The sequence below is a fragment of the Acinetobacter sp. YH12140 genome (assembly GCF_013418475.1).
Taxonomy (GTDB): domain Bacteria; phylum Pseudomonadota; class Gammaproteobacteria; order Pseudomonadales; family Moraxellaceae; genus Acinetobacter; species Acinetobacter amyesii.
In genome coordinates this window covers 108,555-131,334 of the sequence record NZ_VPBZ01000006.1, presented here as the reverse complement: position 1 = coordinate 131,334, position 22,780 = coordinate 108,555, and the positions used below count along the sequence as shown (strand labels likewise).

Sequence of the window (22,780 nt, the reverse complement as noted above, 5' to 3'; positions counted from 1 at the left end):
TTTTGAGTGTGTGAAAGCATTAAATAGCGAATGTCATTCGACAGACAGTGTAAATATTGACAATAAAAAAGCACCCGATGGGGTGCTTTTTTTAGATCTTGAATGTGGCGAAATTAGTTCGCAGCAGCATCAACTACTGGGATTTTACCAATTTTTGCTTGCCAGATTTTTGGTGCAGTCGCGTGTACAGAAGTACCATTTACGTCAACAGCTACAGATACTGGCATGTCTTTTACAACAAATTTGTAGATCGCTTCCATACCTAAGTCAGCGAAAGCAACCACTTCAGCTTCACGAATCGCTTTTGATACTAAGTAAGCAGCACCACCAACAGCCATTAGGTAAGTTGCTTTGTTGTCTTTGATTGCTTCAACAGCAGCAGGGCCACGATCCGCTTTACCAATCATACCGAACATGCCAGTTGCTTCAAGCACTTGACGTGTGAACTTATCCATACGTGTTGCAGTTGTTGGGCCAGCAGGACCAACGACTTCGTCACCGACTGGATCAACAGGGCCAACGTAGTAAATAAATTTACCTTTTAGGTCAACTGGAAGTTCTTCACCTTTGTTTAACATGTCAACCATACGTTTGTGCGCAGCGTCACGACCTGTATAGATTGTACCGTTAAGAAGTAGTGTGTCACCTGGTTGCCAAGAGTTCATTTCTTCTTGAGTGATGTTATCTAAGTCAACACGTTTAGACGTTGATGAATCCCAAGTCACTGCAGGGTAGTCTTCAAGGCTAGGCGCTTGAATATGCGCTACACCTGAACCGTCTAATTGGAAATGCGCATGACGAGTTGCAGCACAGTTTGGAATCATACCTACTGGTTTACCCGCAGCGTGACATGGGTAGTCTTTGATTTTGATATCAAGAACAGTGGTTAAACCGCCAAGACCTTGAGCACCAATACCTAAAGCATTTACTTTTTCGAAGATTTCGATACGAAGTTCTTCGATTTGGTTTTGTGGGCCACGACGAAGTAATTCGTCCATGTTGATTTCTTCCATCAATGCTTCTTTTGCAAGCATCATGGCTTTTTCAGCAGTACCACCAATACCGATACCGAGCATACCAGGAGGACACCAACCTGCACCCATTGTTGGAACAGTTTTAAGTACCCAATCTACGATAGAGTCAGAAGGGTTAAGCATTGCAAGCTTAGATTTATTTTCTGAACCACCACCTTTAGCAGCAACAGTAATATCAACTTTATTACCTGGAACGAGTTTGTAGTGAATTACAGCAGGGGTGTTGTCTTTGGTATTTTTACGACCAAAAGCAGGATCAGCTAATACTGATGCACGAAGAATGTTTGAGTTTTCAAGATAACCTTGACGTACACCTTCGTTGATTGCATCGTCTAGGCTCATGGTTAAATCAAATTTAACGTCTAAGCCCACTTCAAGAAATACGTTCACAATACCCGTATCTTGACAGATAGGACGATGGCCTTCTGCACACATACGAGAGTTAATTAAAATTTGTGCAATCGCGTCTTTTGCGGCTTTGTTTTCTTCACGGTCATACGCACGGCTCATCGCTTGGATGAAGTCCTGTGGGTGATAGTAAGAAATGAACTGAAGCGCATCTTTTACCGATGTGATCAAGTCATCTTGCTTGATAATAGTTGTCATACAAATATCTCTTGAGCGGGCTGATAGCTAGCGGGCTAAATTATAAGACAAAAACACAGTTGTGTGGGTATTTCGCTTAATCTTTGGCCGAAAGTTTAATAGGGTTTAACAGTGCCATGTCTCGCTGTCATAAATGGCCTGAAAATGACGTTTTCACTGTCATATTTCATGAAATATTTGTCACAAAACTAGAGAGGGAGATATGTTTTTATTTTTAAATTATTGAAAATAAATGATATTTATTATTTTTGAATATTTCGTATTTGTCATATAACTGTCATAAAACTTTTACATAATGACGTCATTAAAGTTAGAGTGTGAATTATATGGTTACTCCAGTGTTGTCAGTTATTGGTTTTTCTCTGTTTATCGCAGCAACTTGGTTCTACGGTCAACAAGAAGATCAAGCCTAAAGCTTTATCTTCTTTTTTTTGCTTTAAATTTTATAAAAATAATATTCTTCTTCAAATCTTCAAATCTTCAAATCTTCAAATCTTCAAATCTTCAAATCTTCAAATCTTCAAATCTTCAAATCTTCAAATCTTCAAATCTTCAAATCTTCAAATCTTCAAATCTTCAAATCTTCAAATCTAATCATGAGTAATAGCTAATTTTTAGTCTTTGCGTCAGTGTGTGTGATAATCATCGATGATCTTTGTTGCTTTCAAATTTTTTACAAGACTTCAATTCTAAACGTTATGATTTGAAGCAAATAGATGACAGGTAAAATTAAAAATGGGCACTGTTACTGTTCGACCAACTGTTGAATCAGATTGGGAGATACTGAAAAATTTACGGCTAGAAGCATTACAAGACAGTCCCGATGCATTTACAGCAACTTATGAAAAAACCAAAACTCATAGTGAGTTTGAATGGCGTGATAGAGCTGCGCAAAAAATACCATGTCAGTTTCTATTGGCATTTGACGGAATAAGAGCAGTCGGCATGGCTGGAGGTATTATTGATGAACAGCATGAATTTAATGTGGTTGCAATGTGGGTACATGAGAATTATCGAGGAAAGGGTGTTGCTGATCTTTTAATATCTCATCTAAAAAAATATGCAGCAAACCAAGGTTATACAAAAATTGTACTTCGTGTTGAATTAGGTAATTTACGAGCTATTCAATTTTATTCTAAACAAGGTTTTATAAAAGTTCTTGAGCAATCTTCTTTAAAATCAGGCTTAGAGCTTAGCAGTCAAAAAATGGAGTGCTTGCAGTTCTTTTAATGGTCAACTTTTTTCGTATTTAAGTGCTTAAAAACAAAAAATAAAAAATAACTTTAATTTTTATATTATCAAATATTTATATTTAACTTTTGTTTTATTTTTCATGTAATTGTCATGGGATTGCAAGTGTATTGTCATACAGAGCCTTTAAGTTATTGCAGTATTTCTCAAGGACCAAAGAGGTTAGACGTTGAATTACAAAGCACTCATCTGCTGTATGGTTTTCACCCCCATGCTGAAAATGCAGGCAGCACAAGCAGAATTTATTAAAGATAGTAAAGCAGAAATAGATTTTAAAAATTATTATTTTGATCAAGATCAAGAGCCTAACGATAAAGATTCGACAGTTTGGGGACAAGGTATTGAATTGAGTTATCAATCTGGCTTTACCGAAGGTCAAGTCGGTTTTGGTTTAGATGCGACTGCGGCAGCAGGTATACGTTTAGACGGAAGCAAAGATAAAGCCAAAAATTCATTGATGTTTCCTTTAGAGGGTGATGGTAGTCCAACAAATTATTGGACACGTGCATATCCCACTTTAAAAGCGCGCTATCAGAAAACTGATGTAAAAGTCGGGGAGTTACGCCCTAACTTACCCATTTTGAGTCGAAGCTTTGCTCGCTTGCTCGAATCTGCCTATTTAGGTGGTCAAGTCACTTCTAAAGATGTTAAAGGGCTGACTTTAACTGGAGGTTATGTCACCAAAGCAATTCCACGTGCATCACGAGATGCTTCAAAGCTTTCTATAAAAGGCGCGACCGAAACCAGTGATGGGTTTATGTTTGGCGGTGCGGACTGGAAGCCCAATAAAAATTTAACGCTGCAGTATTATGCAGGTGAGCTGGATGATTTTTATGTACAACAATTTGTCGGTGTGAAACACAAATTTCCATTCAGTGAAAACCAGAGTTTTAATACGGACTTACGTTTATTTGATACTCAAGCGACTGGAGCTAATGAACGTGGTGAAAAAGGCTATGGTGCCAAAGTAGATAATCAGACAGCCAGTGTAGACTTCAAATACAAATTTAAAAATCATCAGCTGCAATTTGGTGCGCAAAAAATTGGTGATGATGGCGATTTTTTGCATATGAATCAGGGCAGTTTAGATAATGGTGCGGATGGTACGTTCATTTATTTGCCAACAAATCGTTTGTTGCAGAACTTTACTAATGCAGGCGAAAAGTCCACATGGTATGGCTATCGATATGACTTCAATAATCAATACTTAAAAGGCTTAAATGTATCGTTCCTGAAAGTACAAGGACGTGACTTTGGTAAATGTGGTTGTGCAACTGAGTCCGAAATTGACTATACCTTGCGTTATAAAGTGCCGGAAGGCAAATTCAAAAATTTAGGTTTTACCGCTCAATACGGAAAATTCAAAAAAAGTACAGGAACAAAGCAGGAACAAAGCCGTATCTACTTGACCTATACCCTGCCAATTTTCTAATCCAAAACTGATCAGATTAATTTATTAATAAGTTTATAGAGAAATAAAAATGAATCATATTAATTCGAATCGTCGTCAATTCTTAAAGGGTTTGATGGGAGTCGGGTCTTTAGCGTTATTTTCTGGACTGAGTCCAGTAAGCACGTGGGCAAATGCCAAATTTCCGATTAGCCCATTTCAATTAGGTGTTGCCTCAGGTGAACCTTGGCCAGATGGCTTTGTCATTTGGACGCGTGTTGCGCCATATCCACTTTCTGTAGATGGTGGGATGCCGAAGGAAGCTGTTGAAGTGGATTGGGATATTGCTACAGATATTGAATTTAAGAAAATTGTGCAAACTGGGAAGGCGCAGGCACATCCTGACTTACATCACACAGTACATGTAGAGATAAGTGGTTTAGCACCGATGACACGCTATTATTATCGATTTAGATTGGCTGGTTATGAAAGTTCTGTAGGTACAGCAAAATCAGCACCTGCCGCGCACCAAATGCCAGAACGAGTTCGTGTTGCTGTAGTAGGTTGTCAGCATTATGAAACAGGCTATTACACGGCTTATGATTACTTGAGCAAAGAAAAAGAGATAGATTTAGTTTTCCATTATGGTGACTATATTTATGAAGGACCAGAGGGTAAAGGCGGGGGACGTGCAATCGGTGACTTGCGTGTGTCTATTCCAGCGCGTCAACATATTGGTCCGGAAATTCAAACTTTACTGCAATATCGTATTCGTTATGCACAGTACCGTGCAGATCCTGATTTGCAAGCTGCACATGCATCTGCACCTTTTGCGATGACTTTTGATGATCATGAAGTGGATAACAACTGGGCTGCAGATATTGAAGAAAAAGGCGAGAAGAAAGACATATTTTTACTGCGCCGCGCAGCAGCGTTTCAAGCATGGTATGAATATATGCCTGTGCGTTTAAAACAGAAGCCGAACGGCCCAGATATCCTTGCTTACCGCACTTTAGATTATGGCAAAATGCTACGGATGAATATTTTGGATACACGCCAGTACCGTTCTCCAATTTTATGCACCAAAGCTCAGTTAGAAGATGGGTTTGATAAAATAGATTACTGCCGTACGGAAAATAGCCGAAATGAGCAGGTTCTTGGTAAAGCACAAGAGCAATGGTTGGCGAAGCAAATGCGCCATGATAAGCGTTGGAATGTCTTGGCACAGCAAATTCAGGTTATGCCTTGGGTACGTTATAACAAATCAGGCAAAGCTTATTTTGGGAAAGATACGTGGAATGGCTATCCATACGCACGCGAGCGCTTGATTGAATCTATCAAAAAAAATGCACCTCATGGTAATACAGTAATTTTATCAGGAGATTTGCATCAATATTTTGCAGCGAATATTCCAAGTGATTTGAATGATTTTAAGAGTCCATCGATTGCAACCGAATTTTTAACTACATCAATAACCTCTACCGGCAATGGTCAACCAATCCGTCCAGGGCAGGAAGATGTGCTGAAGTTAAATCCACATATCAAATTTATCAATGATCAACGCGGTTATCAGACTTTAGACTTTTTTAAAGACTATATGCGTACAGACTTGAAGGTTCTAGACTTTGTTGAAAAACCAGGTGGAAAAATGACGACCGTTGCAAGTTTTGAAGTGGCTTATGGCAAGCCAGAACTGAAGCAGATTGAATCAAAATAAAAAGGGATCACTACTCCTGCTAAATCAAATAAAGCGCTTAGATGGTTCTAAGCGCTTTATTTTTATATTGTACATGCACATCTATTAAAAACCACTGCCCATGCATGTGATCTACTATCCATGCAATGGGACAAGATGCTGACTTTTTAATCAGATTTTTTGTGTGAGGCAGAAATGAGATGGTTAATTTCAGTTTTGGCTTTGATCATATCGGCTTTAAATTGTGGATCTGCCTGTAGGCGTGAAAATTGCGCTGCTCCCATAATACGGCCAGCATCGACATCACTTTGCCAATGCATATTGCACACGACTCGGCTTTGACCAAATTCAATACCACGTTTAAGAATTTGACTTTGACGCTCAGGACGTAACTCTGCTAAGACTAATGCATATGTCCAACCGATAGTTGTATGTCCAGAAGGATAGGAAACATATTGATTTTTTTCATTTTCTTCTTCAGGGGTACAAGTGCTGACATTAAAATAGCCATATGGACGTTCACGGCTATATTTCTTTTTTGCAGTTTGAGTAGAGTATCTACTATCAAGTTTAATTTTTCTTAAAATTTCAAATAAAATAGGTGTATTTTTCTCATTAATTTCTACGCCAAATGCATGTGAAAAAGGTCGCCCTAAGTGTGCATTTGAAACATCAGCATCAATTTGTGCTTGCTGCCAGCGAGCCGTATTTTTCAAATATTGAGATTGTTTGAAAATACTTTGATCACGAATAAAATCTCCACTATAGGCTTGTGGAGGAGTAGATAATATTTCAAGACTATTTGGAGCTGAGTCAGGTGTTAGATATGAATCTGCGGCCATGGAGTGTGCGCTTAAGCAAACCCATATTAATGTAGAGATGGCGCATGGAGTATAAAATTTTAAGTTTGTCATGATATAGCTAAGTTTTGAATAATTAAAAAAGCGCTCATACCATAAGCAATAATATTGACTCTAAGATGACAAGAATTAATAAGATGAAAATTATCGCAATATAAATAAGATTGAAATGCGGGAAAATCGGAATGAATAAAAAAACCACCCAATCTTTCGAAAGGGTGGTTTAGAACTCGAAACTAAAATTAAGCTTCTTGCTGTTCGGATTGGATTGCCGTTAATGCAATGGTAAACACGATGTCATCGACCAAAGCCCCACGTGACAAGTCATTTACAGGCTTGTTTAAACCTTGCAGCATAGGGCCAACACTGACTACATTTGCAGAACGTTGAACTGCTTTATAGGTTGTATTACCTGTATTTAAGTCCGGGAAAATAAACACATTGGCACGACCAGCCACTTTAGAGTCAGGTGCTTTAGAGCGTCCCACACTTTCCACCGAAGCAGCATCGTATTGAAGCGGGCCATCAATGAGTAAATCTGGACGGCGTTCTTTGGCAATACGTGTTGCTTCAGCCACTTTCTCGACATCTGCGCCTGCACCAGAAGTACCTGTTGAATATGAAATCATCGCAATACGTGGGTCAATACCAAAGGCTTTTGCTGAATCTGCAGATTGAATCGCAATCTCTGCAAGCTGTTCTGCATTTGGATCTGGATTAATTGCACAGTCACCATATACATAGACTTCATCCGGTAACAGCATAAAGAACACAGAAGAAACCAATGAATAATCCGGTGCAGTCTTAATCAATTGGAATGCAGGACGTACAGTATTCGCCGTAGTATGTACTGCGCCTGAGACTAAGCCATCCACCTGATCGAGTGCAAGCATCATGGTACCTAAAACCACAGTATCTTGTAGCTGTTCACGTGCTTGTAGATCATTGAGTTTACCTTTACGCAGCTCAACCATTTTAGGCACATAGTTTTCACGAATCAGATCTGGATCAATAATTTCCAAATCATGTGGAAGTTCGATATTACGTGCTTTTGCAACTTCAATCACGGCTTCAGGTTTTGCCAATAAAATACAGTGTGCAATGCCACGTGATTGACAAATGGCAGCCGCCTGAATGGTGCGTGGTTCATCACCTTCAGGTAGAACAATCCGTTTTTTCGCAGCAATGGACTTTTGTACCAATTCATGACGGAATGCAGAAGGGGACAAACGGGGTTGATATGAACCATTTAATATTTCAGTAATCCATTCAGCATTGATGTGGCTTGAAACAAAGCGAGTCACTTGCTCTGCACGTTCGACGTCATCGACAGGAATTTCATTGCCTAAATTTGAAAGTTGTTGTGCCGTTTCAAACGTGCTTAAAGGCGTATGTAAAATCGGTAAGCCTTGCTTAATCGCGGTTTGGCAGAAATCTAAAACTTGTGGGTTCGGTTGATGATGTTCAGTCAAAACCAAACCGGCAAGTGGAATACCATTGCTACTTGCAAGGCTAGAAGCCAACAACACATCAATACGGTCAGAGGCGCTGATAATCAGTTCACCTGCCACAAATTTGTGAAGTTCATGTTCAATATTAGAGGCAACTAAGCTGCTATGTAGTACGCGTCGATGAGCAGCATCGCCTTGGTTGATCCATTCCGCTTGAATATGTGTCGCCAAGTCGGACATGCGCGGTACGCTGAGCGTATTGCTAAATGGAACGAGACCAATAACAGGTAGCTGTGTAGAACCCATTTGCGGATTACTTTGTTGTAATTCGAGTACAAATTTATTGGTATCACTGATTAAACGCAGATTTGGATCAAGCGTGACAGGAATTTGCGCAGATTCTTCTGGCAAACCACGTGTGCGCATAAACAAAACGCCCGCAGTGCGTTCAGATGCTGCACCACCGAATTGGCGTAGAGAACTGTCAATTTTCTCAGCCGTTTTCGTGGCATTTTGAATATCTGCTGTGCTGACAATAATCACTTTAGCATCGAGTGCTTTTGCTAAAGTTGCGTTGAGTTCTGAGGCAAAGTTATCTCGGCTGTTTGGAACCAAGCCTTCAACAATAATCAGATCATGCTTTTTTGAAATTTCACGGTGCAAACGAACAGCTTCTTCGAGCAGTTCATCACTTTCATCATGACTGAGTTGCTTCACGATGGTGGCATGATGAATGGGTTCTACCGTTTCATTATTAAATAAATGACGATAAAGAGCCGTTGTACGGTCTACAGTATCTGCGACATTTTCCTGTGAAAATGGTTTCAGAAAACCTGCTTTGACCCCTTGGCATTCCAAAGCATAAATTAAACCTAAGCATGCAGATGTTAAACCTACACCTTCCCCAGTTGGCACGAGTAAAATTGTTTTCATACGGTGTCTAAATTAAAGCTAAAAATTAATATTGAAGGCGAAGGGGCTGATGCGATTGCTTATGCAATCGCAGCTTCAGCATCAGGCTTTTTTGTAGCAGATGCTGTCACCTCGTCTACAACATGCTCAGTTTCTTTGGCAATACGGCCTTCTTCATCGGTAGGAACAACCCAAATTTGTGGGCCAGTACCGTGGTCAATACGACCCTCAGTACCGCGTTTTAAGTTGTCATTTAATTCTTTACTAAGGTTGAAACCAAAGTGCGGTAAGTATGAAACCGTTTTTTCACGAATGTAGGCAGAATTTTCACCAATACCACCGGTAAAGAATAGACCATCAATACGTGGCAGACCACAGCTTAAACCTGCTAAAGATTTAGCTAAACGGTAGCAGAAAACTTCAATGGCAAGTGCGGCATCTTCGTTGCCTTGTTCCGATGCTTCGATCAACGTACGCATGTCATTTGAAAGATCAGACAAACCAAGTAGGCCTGATTGGCTGTTCAGCATCTTGTCGATTTTGTAGATATCCCAACCTAAGTTGCTTGCAAGGAAGCTGTGAATACTTGGGTCAACATCACCACTACGTGTGCCCATGACCACACCTTCAAGTGGAGTCAGACCCATTGACGTATCTACAGATTGACCATTCCAAATCGCACAAGTCGAGCTACCATTGCCTAAGTGAGCAGTTAACCAGCCACCTTGTTTAAAGCTGCCTGCCAACATTGAGCCACGCTCAGATACGTAGGCATGGCTAGTACCATGGAATCCATAACGACGTACGTTATGTTGTGTGTACAAGAATTTTGGTAATGCATAACGGTATGCATGAGACGGCATGGTTTGGTGGAATGCTGTATCAAATACGGCTACTTGCGGAAGTTCAGGGAACAAACGCATCGTTGCTTCGATACCCACCAAGTGAGCCGGGTTATGCAATGGAGCAAGTGGAGTTGCTTCACGAATACGTTCAATAATTTCTGGTGTTAATAGCTCAGCTTTGGTTAATGTACCGCCGTGAACAACGCGGTGACCAATCGCTTGAGGATTATGGTGAGCCAAACGCTCTAAAATAGTTTCAAGGGCTTTTTCATGGTCAGCATGTGGAATAGACAGCTCAAGCGCATCACCACCTGTAGTGACCCCTTTAATACGTGCATCAGCAGAACCTAGGTTCTCGGCTAGACCAAAAATACGATCTTCACGGCGCTCAGAAACTAACGCATATTTGATAGAAGAAGATCCGCAGTTAATTACTAATACTGATGTAGACACGTTTAAATACCCGAATTCTAATTGAAATACTTATCCATAATATTGATCTGATTGCAGTTGTATTGATTGATACAATTTAGATCTGTGATGATGTTTTATCATGGGTTTTTTTATCGTCCTAGATAGACTTTAGGAGATTAGACTTAAGCACTATCGACCCTGAGCACAATAATAATTAAAATTTATCAGTTCATAGTTTTCATTTATTAATAAAATAGTCCTCAAAATTTATACGATTTAAGGGATATACATAGAACATAACATGCGTTCGCTGCGCTGTAATCCTCAAATTGTTGCAAAAAAGCAGGTAAATTTAACTTTTCTCATTCTTCTTAAGTATTTAATTGTCAAAAAATCTGTTTTCGATTCTATATCCTGTGTGTTTGCAGGCTTATATTTCAATATGTGAACCCTGGGTCTAATTTTTTAAATCACCATAAAAAAAGCTGTGCCTTTAATCAGAAAAGCACAGCTTTCGTTGTCTTATTGGGTGTTATTGGCGAATTTGACCATCACCAAACACAATCCATTTTTGAGAAGTCAGACCTTCAAGACCGACTGGACCACGTGCATGGATTTTATCGGTTGAAATACCAATCTCAGCACCAAGACCATATTCAAAACCATCCGCAAAGCGAGTTGAGGCATTGATCATCACTGAACTCGAATCTACACGCGCCAAGAACTGACGAGCCAGACTAAAGTTTTCGGTAATGATTGAGTCGGTATGGTGTGAGCCATATTTGTTGATGTGCTCAATCGCTTCATCTAAGCCTGTAACGACTTTCACTGCCAAAATCGGGCCTAAGTATTCGGTGTACCAATCTTCCTCAGTTGCAGGAACAATCGATTCGCCCAAAATGCGCTGCGTTTCAGCACAGCCACGCAGTTCAACTTTTTTCTCCGCATAGAGTTCAGCAATGCGTGGTAAAAATTCCTCAGCGACATATTCATCGACAAGTAAGGTTTCCATGGCATTACATACGCCATAACGGTGTGTTTTGGCATTAAGCGCAATAGGTAATGCTTTTTGCAAATCAGCCTGAGCTTCCACAAAAACATGGCAGTTACCATCAAGATGTTTGATAACAGGCACACGTGCTTCATTGGTGATACGTTCAATTAAGCTTTTGCCACCACGAGGTACGATCACATCGACATATTCAGGCATAGTAATTAATTGGCCAACCGCAGCACGGTCTGGGGTATTAATTACTTGAACGGCATGTTCAGGTACACCTGCGGCAGTTAAGCCATGTTGAATCGCTGCCGCAATTGCTTGGTTAGATTCCAAAGCTTCAGAACCACCACGTAAAATAATGGCGTTACCTGATTTAAGCGCTAAAGATGCGGCTTCAAGGGTTACATTTGGGCGAGATTCGTAAATCATGCCGACAACACCTAGTGGCACACGCATTTTTCCTAGCTGAATACCTGTCGGACGAAAGGCCATATCGGTGATTTCGCCAATCGGGTCAGTCAGTGCGATTACATCTTTTAGACCTTGAAGCATGCCTTTAAAGCGTGTGGGGGTAAGTTCTAAGCGATCAAGCAGAGCACTATCCAAGTTGTTGTTATGCGCTTTGGTCATATCCACTTGGTTAGCTGCCAAAATTGCAGTTTCACTGTTTTGTAAAGCAGTATAAATTGCTGATAAGGCATTATTTTTAGTCTGGGTAGAAGCCCCTGCGAGCACACGTGATGCTGTGCGTGCTTGCTGTCCTACCGTTTGCATGTATTGTTCAATAGACTCTTGCATAGCGGTTTGATCACTTAGAAATTTCAACTCGATATTAACAGCCTGTGACTAAACAATGAAGCACTTAAGTGCATATTCGACTGTACTTGCTGACCAGAAATAACATTTTGAAATTGTTTTTAGAGCAAAAGTAGATAAGCGGCGGGGATATCAGTTGCTTGTAAAATGAACCTCTGTATAGAATGAAACAATAGCGACATTGAAGTCGTACAAATAACGATTAAAGAGCAGGACGCTAAGTCGAGCAGAGTCTCTAAATGAATTCCTGACAATAAAAATAAGGCAGGAATGGAGGAAAGGAATATGAATTCCATTATCCAAATGGATCCCACCGTACAGGAAAGTACGCATTACAGTTTTTTCGATCTGTATGACAAGCAAAGCTTTAAACAGCCTGCCAGAACGACATGGATTGATGGCTGGAAGGTCGAATATATGGCCATTGCACAACCTGAAACCATTCATCGCACCCCGATTGTTATTATTGGTGGTGCATTTCAAAACTTTAATTCCTACAAATATTGTGTCGAACAACTATTTGCGGCAGGACCTATTATTTTAATTGATTTACCCTCTATGGGCTCAAATCAGCAAATTACCAATGTCGATACTTCGGTGTCGGCAGGGACTTTAGAGTTGGGTGATCTGGCACAGATGTTAGGCGTTTGGTTGGATATCGTCGGGCTAGAAAAAGTATCCGTGATGGGGATGTCGCTCGGTTCAGTGGTGGCTGCAGGACTGGCGGATCAACGTCCTGAATTGATTGACCGCATGATATTGATGGGCGTAATGCAAAAAACGCGCAAGAGCTGGCGCATGTTGCTTGAAGAATCCTTGCATTTGATGAAAGAACAGCGCATGGATGAATTTGGTCAAGCGGTGATTTTGTATTTGGTTAATCATGCCAAACTGGATGTGACGCGGATGTCACCGACAGCGAAGCGTTTGTTCTTTAGACAAATGGCTGAATTCACCAATACCGAACAAGAGCGTTATGACATTAACTGTAACCGTTTGCTGCGTTTGCAAGACGTGCCAATTCCACAGTGTGATGTATTGGTGTCTTGCGGGCAGTACGACAGTTTTACTTTGCCACATGAAAATGCGGGCTTTGCCTTGCAATGTCCGAATATGCAATTTGCCATGATTGCCAATGCGGATCATTTACCTCAGTTGCAGCGTCGTAAGGAAACTATGAATTTGTTTGCAACTTATCTACGCGGTGAGTCTATTCAGCAGTTGGAAGGGATCATTCCAATGAGCCGAGAGCAAATGCAAAATATCGAACGCCGTGGCGAAGCGCGGGTGAGTGTACAACAGCCATTCACGCATTTATCTCATCGCCATTCAGACCTTGTGGTTGACACTCAAATTATAGATTTAAATTATTTTGGGGTGTTGTTGAATGTGCAGGCTGAAATGTTGGACTCCATGCACGCATATCCACGGGATTTGGCATTACATCTAGAAGATGAAGAAGGTGAGTTTAAAATTGAATGTCTCATCTTTGACGTTGTAGATACGCAGGTTCGTGCTTTGTTTAAGCATGGTAGTTTTGAGTTGGCGGAGCGTTTATTGCGCTTTGTACAACGCCAAAAAGAAGATGTGTTGATATTAGAAGCTGTAAGTTAAAACATGAACATATAAAAAAAAACAGCGCTTTAGCGCTGTTTTTTTGTTTTAGCATGGACCATCCAAACCAAATCTCCACAGTGCTGCTCTGCATCGTGAAAAGGAATCACTTGTTCTTGCTGCTGTTGTGGAAAGTATAAGGCCGGCTGAACGACGTCTACTTCTTCAAATCCTGTATGACTGAAAAACTGCTGTAATTCAGCAGGGGATTGAAAATGAAAAGTAAAAGCGCTGCGAGACATGACTTTGAGTAATTTACTACTGGCCCAAATAAAACGTGCTAAACGGTTCTTAATGGGTTCTGGATAGATGTCGGTCAGATAATGCAATTCCTGAAACGAGGCGCCATATTCGGTGATCCCTTGCAATAATTTATTCAGTAGGATTTGATCAAAATAATTAATCAGACCTTCGCTAATCACCACCAAAGGGCGTTCAGGGTCAAAACTCTGAAAAATACGTTCAAAATCTTGAGTGAAAATGTCGCCAGTTAAGACCTCAGGGGCATGCGGGTCAATCTGTTTAAGTGCCTGTGTTTTGATTTTTGCCATATCTGGCAAGTCGAGTTCACGATAGTCAATTTCAGGATGCTTGGTACGAAAATTCCAACCGCGCGGGGAGAGGCCACAGGCAATTTCAAGGACTTGTAGCTGTGGATATTGGGTAATGAGTTGATCTAAATGTTGATCGATCATGGCATGGCGCTGTTTAAGCGTCGAACGCATGCTACCGCCCACATTCTTTTCTGCCCAGCTTTCTAAAGGATGGACTAAACGTGCTAAAAATTTGCCTTTACGTGTGGCAAAAACGGGATGCGAAATCCCCATGCTGTACCAAATATAGCCGGTGTAATGTGCAGTAAAGGAAATGTGTCGATGTTCCGATAAACTTTGTGTCATGTCGTCCTGACCTAATGTTGTTTTTATTGGCAATTTTTGTATAGCGCCGAAGCACTTATTTTGTCTTCATCATAAATCAAAAAGGAGCACCTTGTCGTGCTCCATTTTCTAGAATTTTGAAAGTCTTGGATTAGCAATATTGATTTTTAAAATCCACAATACGGTTACGCACGTTTTGCCAGTCCGCCCCGAGTTCAATGCTTTGTCCAATCTCAATTTGTGGGATTTTACCGCGCATACGTTCTAGGCGTTCTTGATTTGGGAGAGCCAAGTTTTGAATGCCATCCAGCGCAATGCATGCAGATTCACGGTTATTACATACAAGGCCCATATCACAACCTGCATTTAATGCTGCTTGGATACGAGCATCTGCGCCGCCAGCGACACAAGCGGCTTGCATGCTTAAATCATCGGAGAATAAAACGCCATCAAATTGGAGCTCTTGACGTAAGACTTTCTGAATCCAATACGGTGAAAATCCAGCAGGATTAGGATCAATATTTTCATAAATCACATGCGCAGGCATTAAGGCATCAAGCTGTGGTTGCAGTTGAATAAAGCTTTGCATGTCTTTTTGGTAGATCTCTTCATAACTACGATGGTCAATAGCAGCAGCGACGTGTGAGTCTGCTTTCACTGAACCGTGGCCTGGGAAATGCTTACCTGTAGATGCCATTCCTGCACGTTTCATACCTTTTAAGAAAGCACTTGCCAATGGAATAATGTCTTGCATATTTTTGGCAAAACCACGGTCACCAATCACATCACTGACATCATTTAAATCAAGCACCGGTGCAAAACTGAAATCGATGCCGACCGCCAGGACTTCAGCTGCCATCAACCAGCCACATCGTTCAGCCAGTTCAACTGCTTTTTCAGGTTCAGTTAAGTAAAGTTCACCAAACTTACCCATAGCTGGTAGGAGTGTGAAGCCTTGCTTTAAGCGTTGTACACGACCACCTTCCTGATCGACCGCAATTAAAATATCAGGACGGATTTGACGCATATGATCGGTCAGGGCACGAACTTGTTCAGGAGATTCAATGTTGCGACCAAATAAAATCATGCCGCCAACTTGTGGTGCCTGTAATAGTTCAATATCTTCTTGGGTAAGTTCTGTGCCAGCAATGTCGAGCATTAATGCGCCAATCATATTCGGTGTCCGTGTTGGAATTTTTAAGGAAAAACAATACCTGAATTCTGCAATGATTTGCTACACTTTGTCAGCAGAGAATATGATAAAACTACACGACATAAACATATTAAGTTGTTTAAGATTTTGAATCTATTCAATTCAGGTCGAAAACCAACACGGTAATATTGGTCTTAATACCAAGGAAGTACAAATTATTTATGAAACTTCAAACATTAGCTTGTGCCGTTGCGATTGCGACAGGTGGATTCTTTTTCACTCATGTGGTGAATGACGCAATTGCTGCCAATAATACAGAAGCAGTGAGCGCGGGTACTATTCAGCCCACACAAGAGCAAGCCTTGGTCTCACGTCAGCTTGCAACATTGGTAGACCGTCAACACTATTTAAATCAGCGTTTAGATGCCAATACATCTAACCGTATTTTAGATTTTTATATTGATAGTTTAGATGCTGAACATACGTTGTTCTTGGCATCAGACATTGAAAATTATAAAAAACGTTATGGCTCAACTTTTGGTGCAAATCTCAAAGCGGGCAATTTAACAGGGCCGTATGCGATTCATGCGCAATATCGTGAGCGCTTAAAACAGTTCTACACCTATATGTTGGAAGAGCTGAAAAAGCCACAGAATTTAAATCAACCGAATAACTACATCGAAACTGATCGTGAAAAAGCGCCATTCTTTAAATCGACAGAAGAACAGCGTGCGCATTGGAATAAAATGTTGGTCTCTCAGCTGATCAATTTAACCATCAGCAAAGAAGAAGAGAAAGCCAAACAAAAAGCGTTGAAAGATGACCCAACACTGGCAAATGGTCAAGACTTAACAGGTCCTGAAGACTTAACACCTGAACAGACTTTAACCAAGCGTTATACACGTCAGTTAGAGCGGATTAGTCGTTTAAAAAGCGATGATGTGCTCGACAAAACTCTGAATGCCATGATGCTGACGTATGATCCGCACAGTAACTATTTCCCACCTGTAGATGCGATGGAATTGAACCGTCAAACCACGCTGCAATTGGAAGGGATTGGGGTGTCGATTCGTCCTGAACGTGGCAACGAAGACTACACTAAAATTGAAACGATTGTAGAAGGTGGTCCAGCCAGCAAATCAGGACAAGTCAAGTCAGGTGATCGCATTGTTGGTGTTGCCCAAGATGGCGACAAAATGGTGGATGTGATCGGTTGGCCGAGCAATGAAATTGTCGGACTGATTCGTGGTAAACGTGGCACCAAAGTGACTCTACGTTTATTGGGTGCTGGTGCGTCCATGAATCAAGCGCGAAATGTCACAATTGTACGTGATGTGATTCAAGAAGAAGATGCAGGCGTGCGTTCACGTACCGTTGAAATTGAGCGTGATGGCAAAAAGCATAAGTTCGGTGTAATTGAAATTCCATCGTTTTACTTGAACTATCGTGCACGTCGTGCAGGTACAGACTATCGCTCTGTATCAGAAGATACCAATAAAGCCTTAAAAACTTTAGATGCTCAAAATGTTGAAGGTATCATCATTGACTTGCGTAACAACCCTGGTGGCTCACTTGAAGAAGTGGCACGTATGCTTGGTCAAGTGATTAAATCAGGTCCAGTGGTGCAAATCCGTGATGGCAATGGCAATGTCAGCGTGTTTGAAGATGATGATGGGGGCGCGCAAACTTATGCAGGTCCATTGGCAGTATTGATTAACTTGGCTTCGGCGTCTGCGAGTGAAATTTATTCTGCTGCGATTCAAGACTATGAACGTGGTGTGGTGATTGGTAGCACCACAACGGGTAAAGGAACAGCGCAGGTACAACTTGACTCTTTAGCCTATGGTCAAGCAACCTTAACGCAACGTAAATTTTACCGCGTGACTGGCGGCAGTACCCAGAATAAAGGAGTCGTGCCTGATATTAAGTTGGTTGATATTTACAATGAAGAGTTTGGTGAACGTAAAGCGAAAAATGCTTTACAGTGGGATACCATTCCTACAGCACCGTTTAAACGTGAAGGCTCGATCCAAGCCTATGTTCCCGATTTGATTAAGTCATCTCAGCAACGTGTCAGCATTGATCCGCAATTTAAATATTTAGAGCAACGTACTGCGATTGCGAAAAAGACAGAAGAGCAAAAGCGTGTGGTGCTTGACTTAGCGAAGCGTAAAGCCGAGCTGTTGGCACTAGAGCAAAAGTCTTTGGATGCTGAAAATCAGCGTCGTAAAGTGGTGGGTCAAAAACCTTATGCCAACTGGGAAAGCTACCAAGCGTCTATGGATGCATTGGTGGAGGCACGTGCAAAAATGAAGGCAAACCAACGTCCAGCACTGCCTGAAGAAGAAGTCTTTGTGACGGAAGCAGCAAACGTGCTAATGGACTATGCCAAATTACAAGGCAAAACGCATACAACAACAGCCAAAAAGTAAGTAATTCATCCATAAATAACATTGAGATGATTGCTTGAGTTTTTGACAGAAAAGATGAATTTATCCATTGAGAAATAGCGAGCTACGGCTCGCTATTTTTTTGTGAGTAGGGCGGTGTTCGATTTAAATCTAGAAAGCAATCTATAAATGATTCTAACTTATTCATTTTATTATGATTAGAAACTGTTCTAAAATAATAAACACCTGATGCAATTTTTATCAAAAGTTTAAGTTTTAGTGAACTTCATCAAGCTTTATTTTTTTAAATTAATCAGTTGCTTAAAATCTTGAAAGAAAGACTTGACCATTACCGTAGACTAATAGATTCTAAGAGAAAATAAGTAAGTAATTGAAAATGTAACAAGTTAAAGGGAAGAGATAGATTGGGTAATTCGGTTAAAGAAAGTGCCACGATAACCTAAGCGGAACGCTTGATATGACCCATATTCATTATGATTACAATCTGGTCGTTGGTTCAATCGTAGTTGCATTATTAAGTTGTTACTTAGCTGTTTCACTCGAACAAATGTTGTTCCGTGGAACACGACCAAGATATGAAAATGTCATTTTATTATTCAGCGGTGCAATTTTAGGTGCTGCGATTTGGTGCATGCATTTTGTAGGTATGATGGCCAGCCATTTACCTTCAAATCATAGTTTTGATACCAGTCTTACTCTGACATCCTATTTTATTGCCTTTGTCGCGTCCACTTTTGCCGTGTGGTTAACCACACGACTGACGCTACCATTTCCTCGTTTAATTTTAGGCTCAGTTTTAATGGGGCTAGGCATTTCCGGAATGCATTACACGGGGATGCTGAGTTTAGACGTTCAGGGTTATGAGCAACGATACGAACCTTTAATTGTTATCTGTTCAATTTTAGTTGCGATCTGTGGCTCGTGTTTGGCATTTTGGCTAACGTTTAAAAATAAATACTCGCCAAAACGTAACATCATGAATGCTTTTGTTGCCGTGATGCTGACTTTTAGCATTGTCGCTATGCATTATATTGGTATGGCAGCTGTTGATTTTGTACCGCTAAACTCGATGGATGTATTGGTTGCGGCTCAAATTAACCATAATTTATTGCTATTTATTGTCTTATTTGTCACCAGTTTATTGTTGATGGCGGCCTTTAGCGTTGCAGTACTTGAGCAACGTTTAGAACATCGCAGTTTGCAGTTGATGCGCGCAAATCGAGAACTGGCCAATCAAGCGGTACAGGACAATTTGACCCGTTTACCTAATCGACTATTTTTGGCTGAATATGCACATTTTCTATTTACAGAGCATCGCTTAAGACAAGATAAAATTGCTTTTATTTATATTGATATCGACCGTTTTAAAGCGGTCAATGATGTGTTTGGACACCATGTGGGTGATCAACTACTGATTCAAATTGCTACGCGTATTCACCGTTTAATTAATGATAAAGCCAAATTGCTACGAATCGGTGGCGATGAATTTCTGATTGTACTTGAGTCGGCAAGCAATGACTCTGCCACAGCAATGTCTGAAAAAATATTGGAATTGATGCAAGAAAGCTTTTTGATTGCAGGTAAGGAAATCAATATTTCAGGTAGTATTGGTATTGCGATGTACCCAGAACATGGTGCGAACTTACAAGACCTACTGATCAATGCAGACACTGCAATGCTGAGTTCGAAGTATCAGGGGCGTAATACCTATTCATTTTTTAATTATACTGCCGACCAATTTGAAGAAAAAAGTCAGACGAAACTGATCAATGATTTATATAAAGCGGTAGAAGAACAGCAGTTTAGCTTGTTTTATCAGCCAAAATTTAATGCCGTTGATCGTGAAATTTGTGGGGTTGAGGCCTTAATTCGTTGGAATCATCCAACTCTAGGTATGTTGACGCCAAATAAGTTTATCAATGGTGCAGAAAAAACTGGACTGATTATTGCCATGGGCTATTGGGCGCTTGAAGAAGCCTGTAAGCAAATTCAGCACTGGGAAAAGCTGAATATGCCGCTGTATCCGATTGCGGTCAATTTATCAGCGATTCAGTTTGAGCATAAACATTTATTTAGTACCTTAGAGTCGCTTTTTGCACGGTATGAAATTAACCCGTCACATTTAATTATTGAAATTACCGAGTCAACTGCGATGCATCATATCGATGCCAGTATCGTAACTTTTGAACATTTGAGAAAGATGGGGATTAAAGTTGCGATTGATGACTTTGGAACGGGACATTCAAGTTTCTTGTATTTAAAAGAACTGCCTGTAGATGAGTTGAAAATTGACCGTGAATTTATCCGCAATTTGAGCGTCGGTTCTAAAGAAGAAATTATTTTAGAAAGTATTATTCACTTGGCAATTCGACTGGGTTTAACGGTCACTGCAGAAGGTGTAGAGACAGAACAACAAGCAGAAATTTTAAAACGTTTAGGTTGCCAACAGTTGCAGGGATATTTGTTAGGAATGCCGATGCCAGTGGCACAGCTTGAAGAAAGCATGAAAATGAAAGTTGAATAAAGTCCTCGTAGTCTGATCGCATTGCCAATGAGTGAGAAAAAAAGACAGAGAAATGCTTTATATTGTCGATAAAAACAGGTCGTCATCCAATGTAAAACATCAAGACACACCACGCTAAGATTTTGACTCAACCCGATGTGGTTGATTATTTTTAATGGTCAATCTGATACAATATCGCCAATTTTCCATATTGATCAGATCTGATCTTTTGCACTGCGAGTTTTGCAGTAGGTGTCTTTCATGAGTTTTAAAGAAGAATTAGCGACACAGGTCGCTCAGCGACGTACTTTCGCTATTATTTCCCACCCCGATGCCGGTAAAACCACAATGACAGAAAAACTGTTGTTATGGGGACAGGCGATTCAGGTTGCAGGTATGGTAAAAAGCCGTAAATCTGATCGTGCGGCAACGTCTGACTGGATGGAAATGGAAAAAGAACGTGGTATTTCGATCACCACTTCTGTTATGCAGTTCCCGTTTAAAAACAAGATGATTAACTTGCTCGACACCCCAGGGCATGAAGACTTTTCTGAAGATACCTACCGTACATTAACCGCTGTTGACTCTGCGCTTATGGTGATTGATGGTGCAAAAGGTGTCGAAGATCGTACGATCAAATTGATGGAAGTGTGTCGTATGCGCGACACGCCGATTATTTCATTCGTCAACAAAATGGACCGTGAAATTCGTGAGCCATTAGAACTTCTTGATGAAATCGAAAATGTTTTAAAAATTAAATGTGTTCCGATTACTTGGCCATTGGGCACAGGTCGTGACTTTGCCGGTGTATTTAACCTACTCGAAGAAAAATTCTACGTTTATAAGGCAGGTTTCGGTTCAACAATTACGGATATTGAAGTCCGTGATGGCTATGACTATGCAGATTTGCGTGAAAAAGTCGGTGATCTCGCTTGGGCTGCATTTGAAGAATCATTGGAATTGGTTCAAATGGCCAATGAACCTTTAGACCGTGATGAATTTTTGGCAGGCCGTCAAACGCCAGTCTTGTTTGGTACGGCACTCGGTAACTTTGGTGTGGACCATGTTTTGGATGCATTTAGTCAATATGCGCCTGAACCTAAAGCACATCCAACTCAAGACCGTAAAGTTGAAGCGACTGAAGAAGGCTTCACTGGTTTCGTCTTTAAAATTCAAGCCAATATGGATCCAAAACACCGTGACCGTATTGCATTCATGCGTATCTGTTCAGGTAAGTATGAAAAAGGCTTAAAAATGAAACATGTGCGTCTAGGTAAAGATGTGCGTATTAGTGATGCTTTAACGTTCCTTGCTGGTGACCGTCAGCACCTTGAAGAAGCATGGCCGGGCGACATTATCGGTTTGCATAACCATGGTACGATTCAGATCGGCGATACCTTCACTTCGGGTGAAGATTTACACTTTACCGGTATTCCTCACTTCGCCCCTGAAATGTTCCGTCGCGTGCGTTTAAAAGATCCGTTGAAGTCAAAACAGCTGCAAAAAGGCTTAAAAGAACTTTCAGAAGAAGGTGCAACTCAGGTCTTTATGCCGCAAAACAGTAACGATTTAATCGTGGGTGCTGTGGGTGTACTTCAGTTTGAAGTTGTGGCTTATCGTCTGAAAGAAGAATACAAAGTTGATTGTATTTATGAGCCTGTAAGTATCAATACCGTACGTTGGGTATCGTGTGATGACGAGAAAAAATTCAACGAATTTAAGAAAAAAGCACACGACCAATTGTCTGTCGATGGCGGTGGTCATTTAACTTATCTTGCACCAAGTCGTGTGAATTTACAGTTAATGCAAGAACGTTATCCGGATATCGTGTTCAGCAATACACGTGAACACTAAGTTGTTCTTTTACAGAAATAAAACAGCTTCTTCGTGAAGCTGTTTTATTTTGTGGTAGAGTTTTTAAATCCATACATTACGCAATCATTTGG

Annotated in this window: 14 protein-coding genes; 7 read left to right on the top strand and 7 right to left on the bottom strand. The window is 40.7% G+C overall.

Annotated elements, in window-relative coordinates; genetic code table 11:
- Positions 1-113: 113 nt before the first annotated feature.
- The gene (locus FTU75_RS09885; RefSeq protein WP_078189659.1) at positions 114-1,640 is read right to left on the bottom strand and encodes a fumarate hydratase; all 1,527 of its coding nucleotides are present in this window, start codon (positions 1,638-1,640) and stop codon (positions 114-116) included.
- 735 nt (positions 1,641-2,375) lie between these two features.
- Between FTU75_RS09885 and FTU75_RS09880 the strand changes: the two genes are divergently transcribed.
- The 3 genes from FTU75_RS09880 to FTU75_RS09870 all read left to right on the top strand — a co-directional run bounded on the left by FTU75_RS09880 (position 2,376) and on the right by FTU75_RS09870 (position 5,998).
- On the top strand, positions 2,376-2,870 hold the full coding sequence (locus tag FTU75_RS09880) for a GNAT family N-acetyltransferase (protein WP_180115873.1): 495 nt from the start codon (positions 2,376-2,378) through the stop codon (positions 2,868-2,870).
- A gap of 232 nt (positions 2,871-3,102) precedes the next feature.
- Positions 3,103-4,323, top strand: coding sequence for an OprD family outer membrane porin (locus tag FTU75_RS09875; protein WP_180115872.1), 1,221 nt, complete (start codon positions 3,103-3,105; stop codon positions 4,321-4,323).
- Positions 4,324-4,372: 49 nt separating this feature from the next.
- A complete protein-coding gene (locus FTU75_RS09870) occupies positions 4,373-5,998 on the top strand; it encodes an alkaline phosphatase (protein ID WP_180115871.1) in 1,626 nt (541 codons plus the stop codon).
- Positions 5,999-6,144: 146 nt separating this feature from the next.
- Here the strand turns inward: FTU75_RS09870 and FTU75_RS09865 are convergent, their stop codons facing one another.
- The 4 genes from FTU75_RS09865 to FTU75_RS09850 all read right to left on the bottom strand — a co-directional run bounded on the left by FTU75_RS09865 (position 6,145) and on the right by FTU75_RS09850 (position 12,257).
- Positions 6,145-6,819: a phosphatase PAP2 family protein gene (locus FTU75_RS09865; protein ID WP_180115870.1), complete on the bottom strand. Its 675-nt coding sequence runs from the start codon at positions 6,817-6,819 to the stop codon at positions 6,145-6,147.
- A 260-nt stretch (positions 6,820-7,079) separates the two neighbouring features.
- A complete protein-coding gene (gene pta, locus FTU75_RS09860) occupies positions 7,080-9,221 on the bottom strand; it encodes a phosphate acetyltransferase (RefSeq protein WP_180115869.1) in 2,142 nt (713 codons plus the stop codon).
- 59 nt (positions 9,222-9,280) lie between these two features.
- Positions 9,281-10,498, bottom strand: coding sequence for an acetate kinase (locus tag FTU75_RS09855; RefSeq protein WP_180088985.1), 1,218 nt, complete (start codon positions 10,496-10,498; stop codon positions 9,281-9,283).
- 493 nt (positions 10,499-10,991) lie between these two features.
- Positions 10,992-12,257, bottom strand: coding sequence for a glutamate-5-semialdehyde dehydrogenase (locus FTU75_RS09850; protein WP_180115868.1), 1,266 nt, complete (start codon positions 12,255-12,257; stop codon positions 10,992-10,994).
- 303 nt (positions 12,258-12,560) lie between these two features.
- Between FTU75_RS09850 and FTU75_RS09845 the strand changes: the two genes are divergently transcribed.
- Positions 12,561-13,889, top strand: a complete 1,329-nt coding sequence (locus FTU75_RS09845; RefSeq protein ID WP_180093321.1) for an alpha/beta fold hydrolase — start codon at positions 12,561-12,563, stop codon at positions 13,887-13,889.
- Positions 13,890-13,918: 29 nt separating this feature from the next.
- On the opposite strand, the gene FTU75_RS09840 is transcribed toward FTU75_RS09845, so the two are convergent.
- On the bottom strand, positions 13,919-14,788 hold the full coding sequence (locus FTU75_RS09840) for a class I SAM-dependent methyltransferase (RefSeq protein ID WP_180115867.1): 870 nt from the start codon (positions 14,786-14,788) through the stop codon (positions 13,919-13,921).
- Positions 14,789-14,918: 130 nt separating this feature from the next.
- Entirely contained in the window at positions 14,919-15,941 is a 1,023-nt protein-coding gene (gene nagZ / locus FTU75_RS09835; RefSeq protein WP_180115866.1) for a beta-N-acetylhexosaminidase, read from the bottom strand.
- A 200-nt stretch (positions 15,942-16,141) separates the two neighbouring features.
- On the opposite strand from nagZ, the gene FTU75_RS09830 reads away from it, so the two are divergent.
- From FTU75_RS09830 to FTU75_RS09820, 3 genes are all read left to right on the top strand, one after another.
- On the top strand, positions 16,142-18,352 hold the full coding sequence (locus tag FTU75_RS09830; RefSeq protein WP_180077859.1) for a carboxy terminal-processing peptidase: 2,211 nt from the start codon (positions 16,142-16,144) through the stop codon (positions 18,350-18,352).
- Between the two features lie 436 nt (positions 18,353-18,788).
- Complete coding sequence (locus FTU75_RS09825) at positions 18,789-20,855, top strand: EAL domain-containing protein (protein WP_180115865.1); 2,067 nt, start codon at positions 18,789-18,791, stop codon at positions 20,853-20,855.
- 240 nt (positions 20,856-21,095) lie between these two features.
- On the top strand, positions 21,096-22,688 hold the full coding sequence (locus tag FTU75_RS09820; protein ID WP_180115864.1) for a peptide chain release factor 3: 1,593 nt from the start codon (positions 21,096-21,098) through the stop codon (positions 22,686-22,688).
- Positions 22,689-22,780 lie beyond the last annotated feature (92 nt).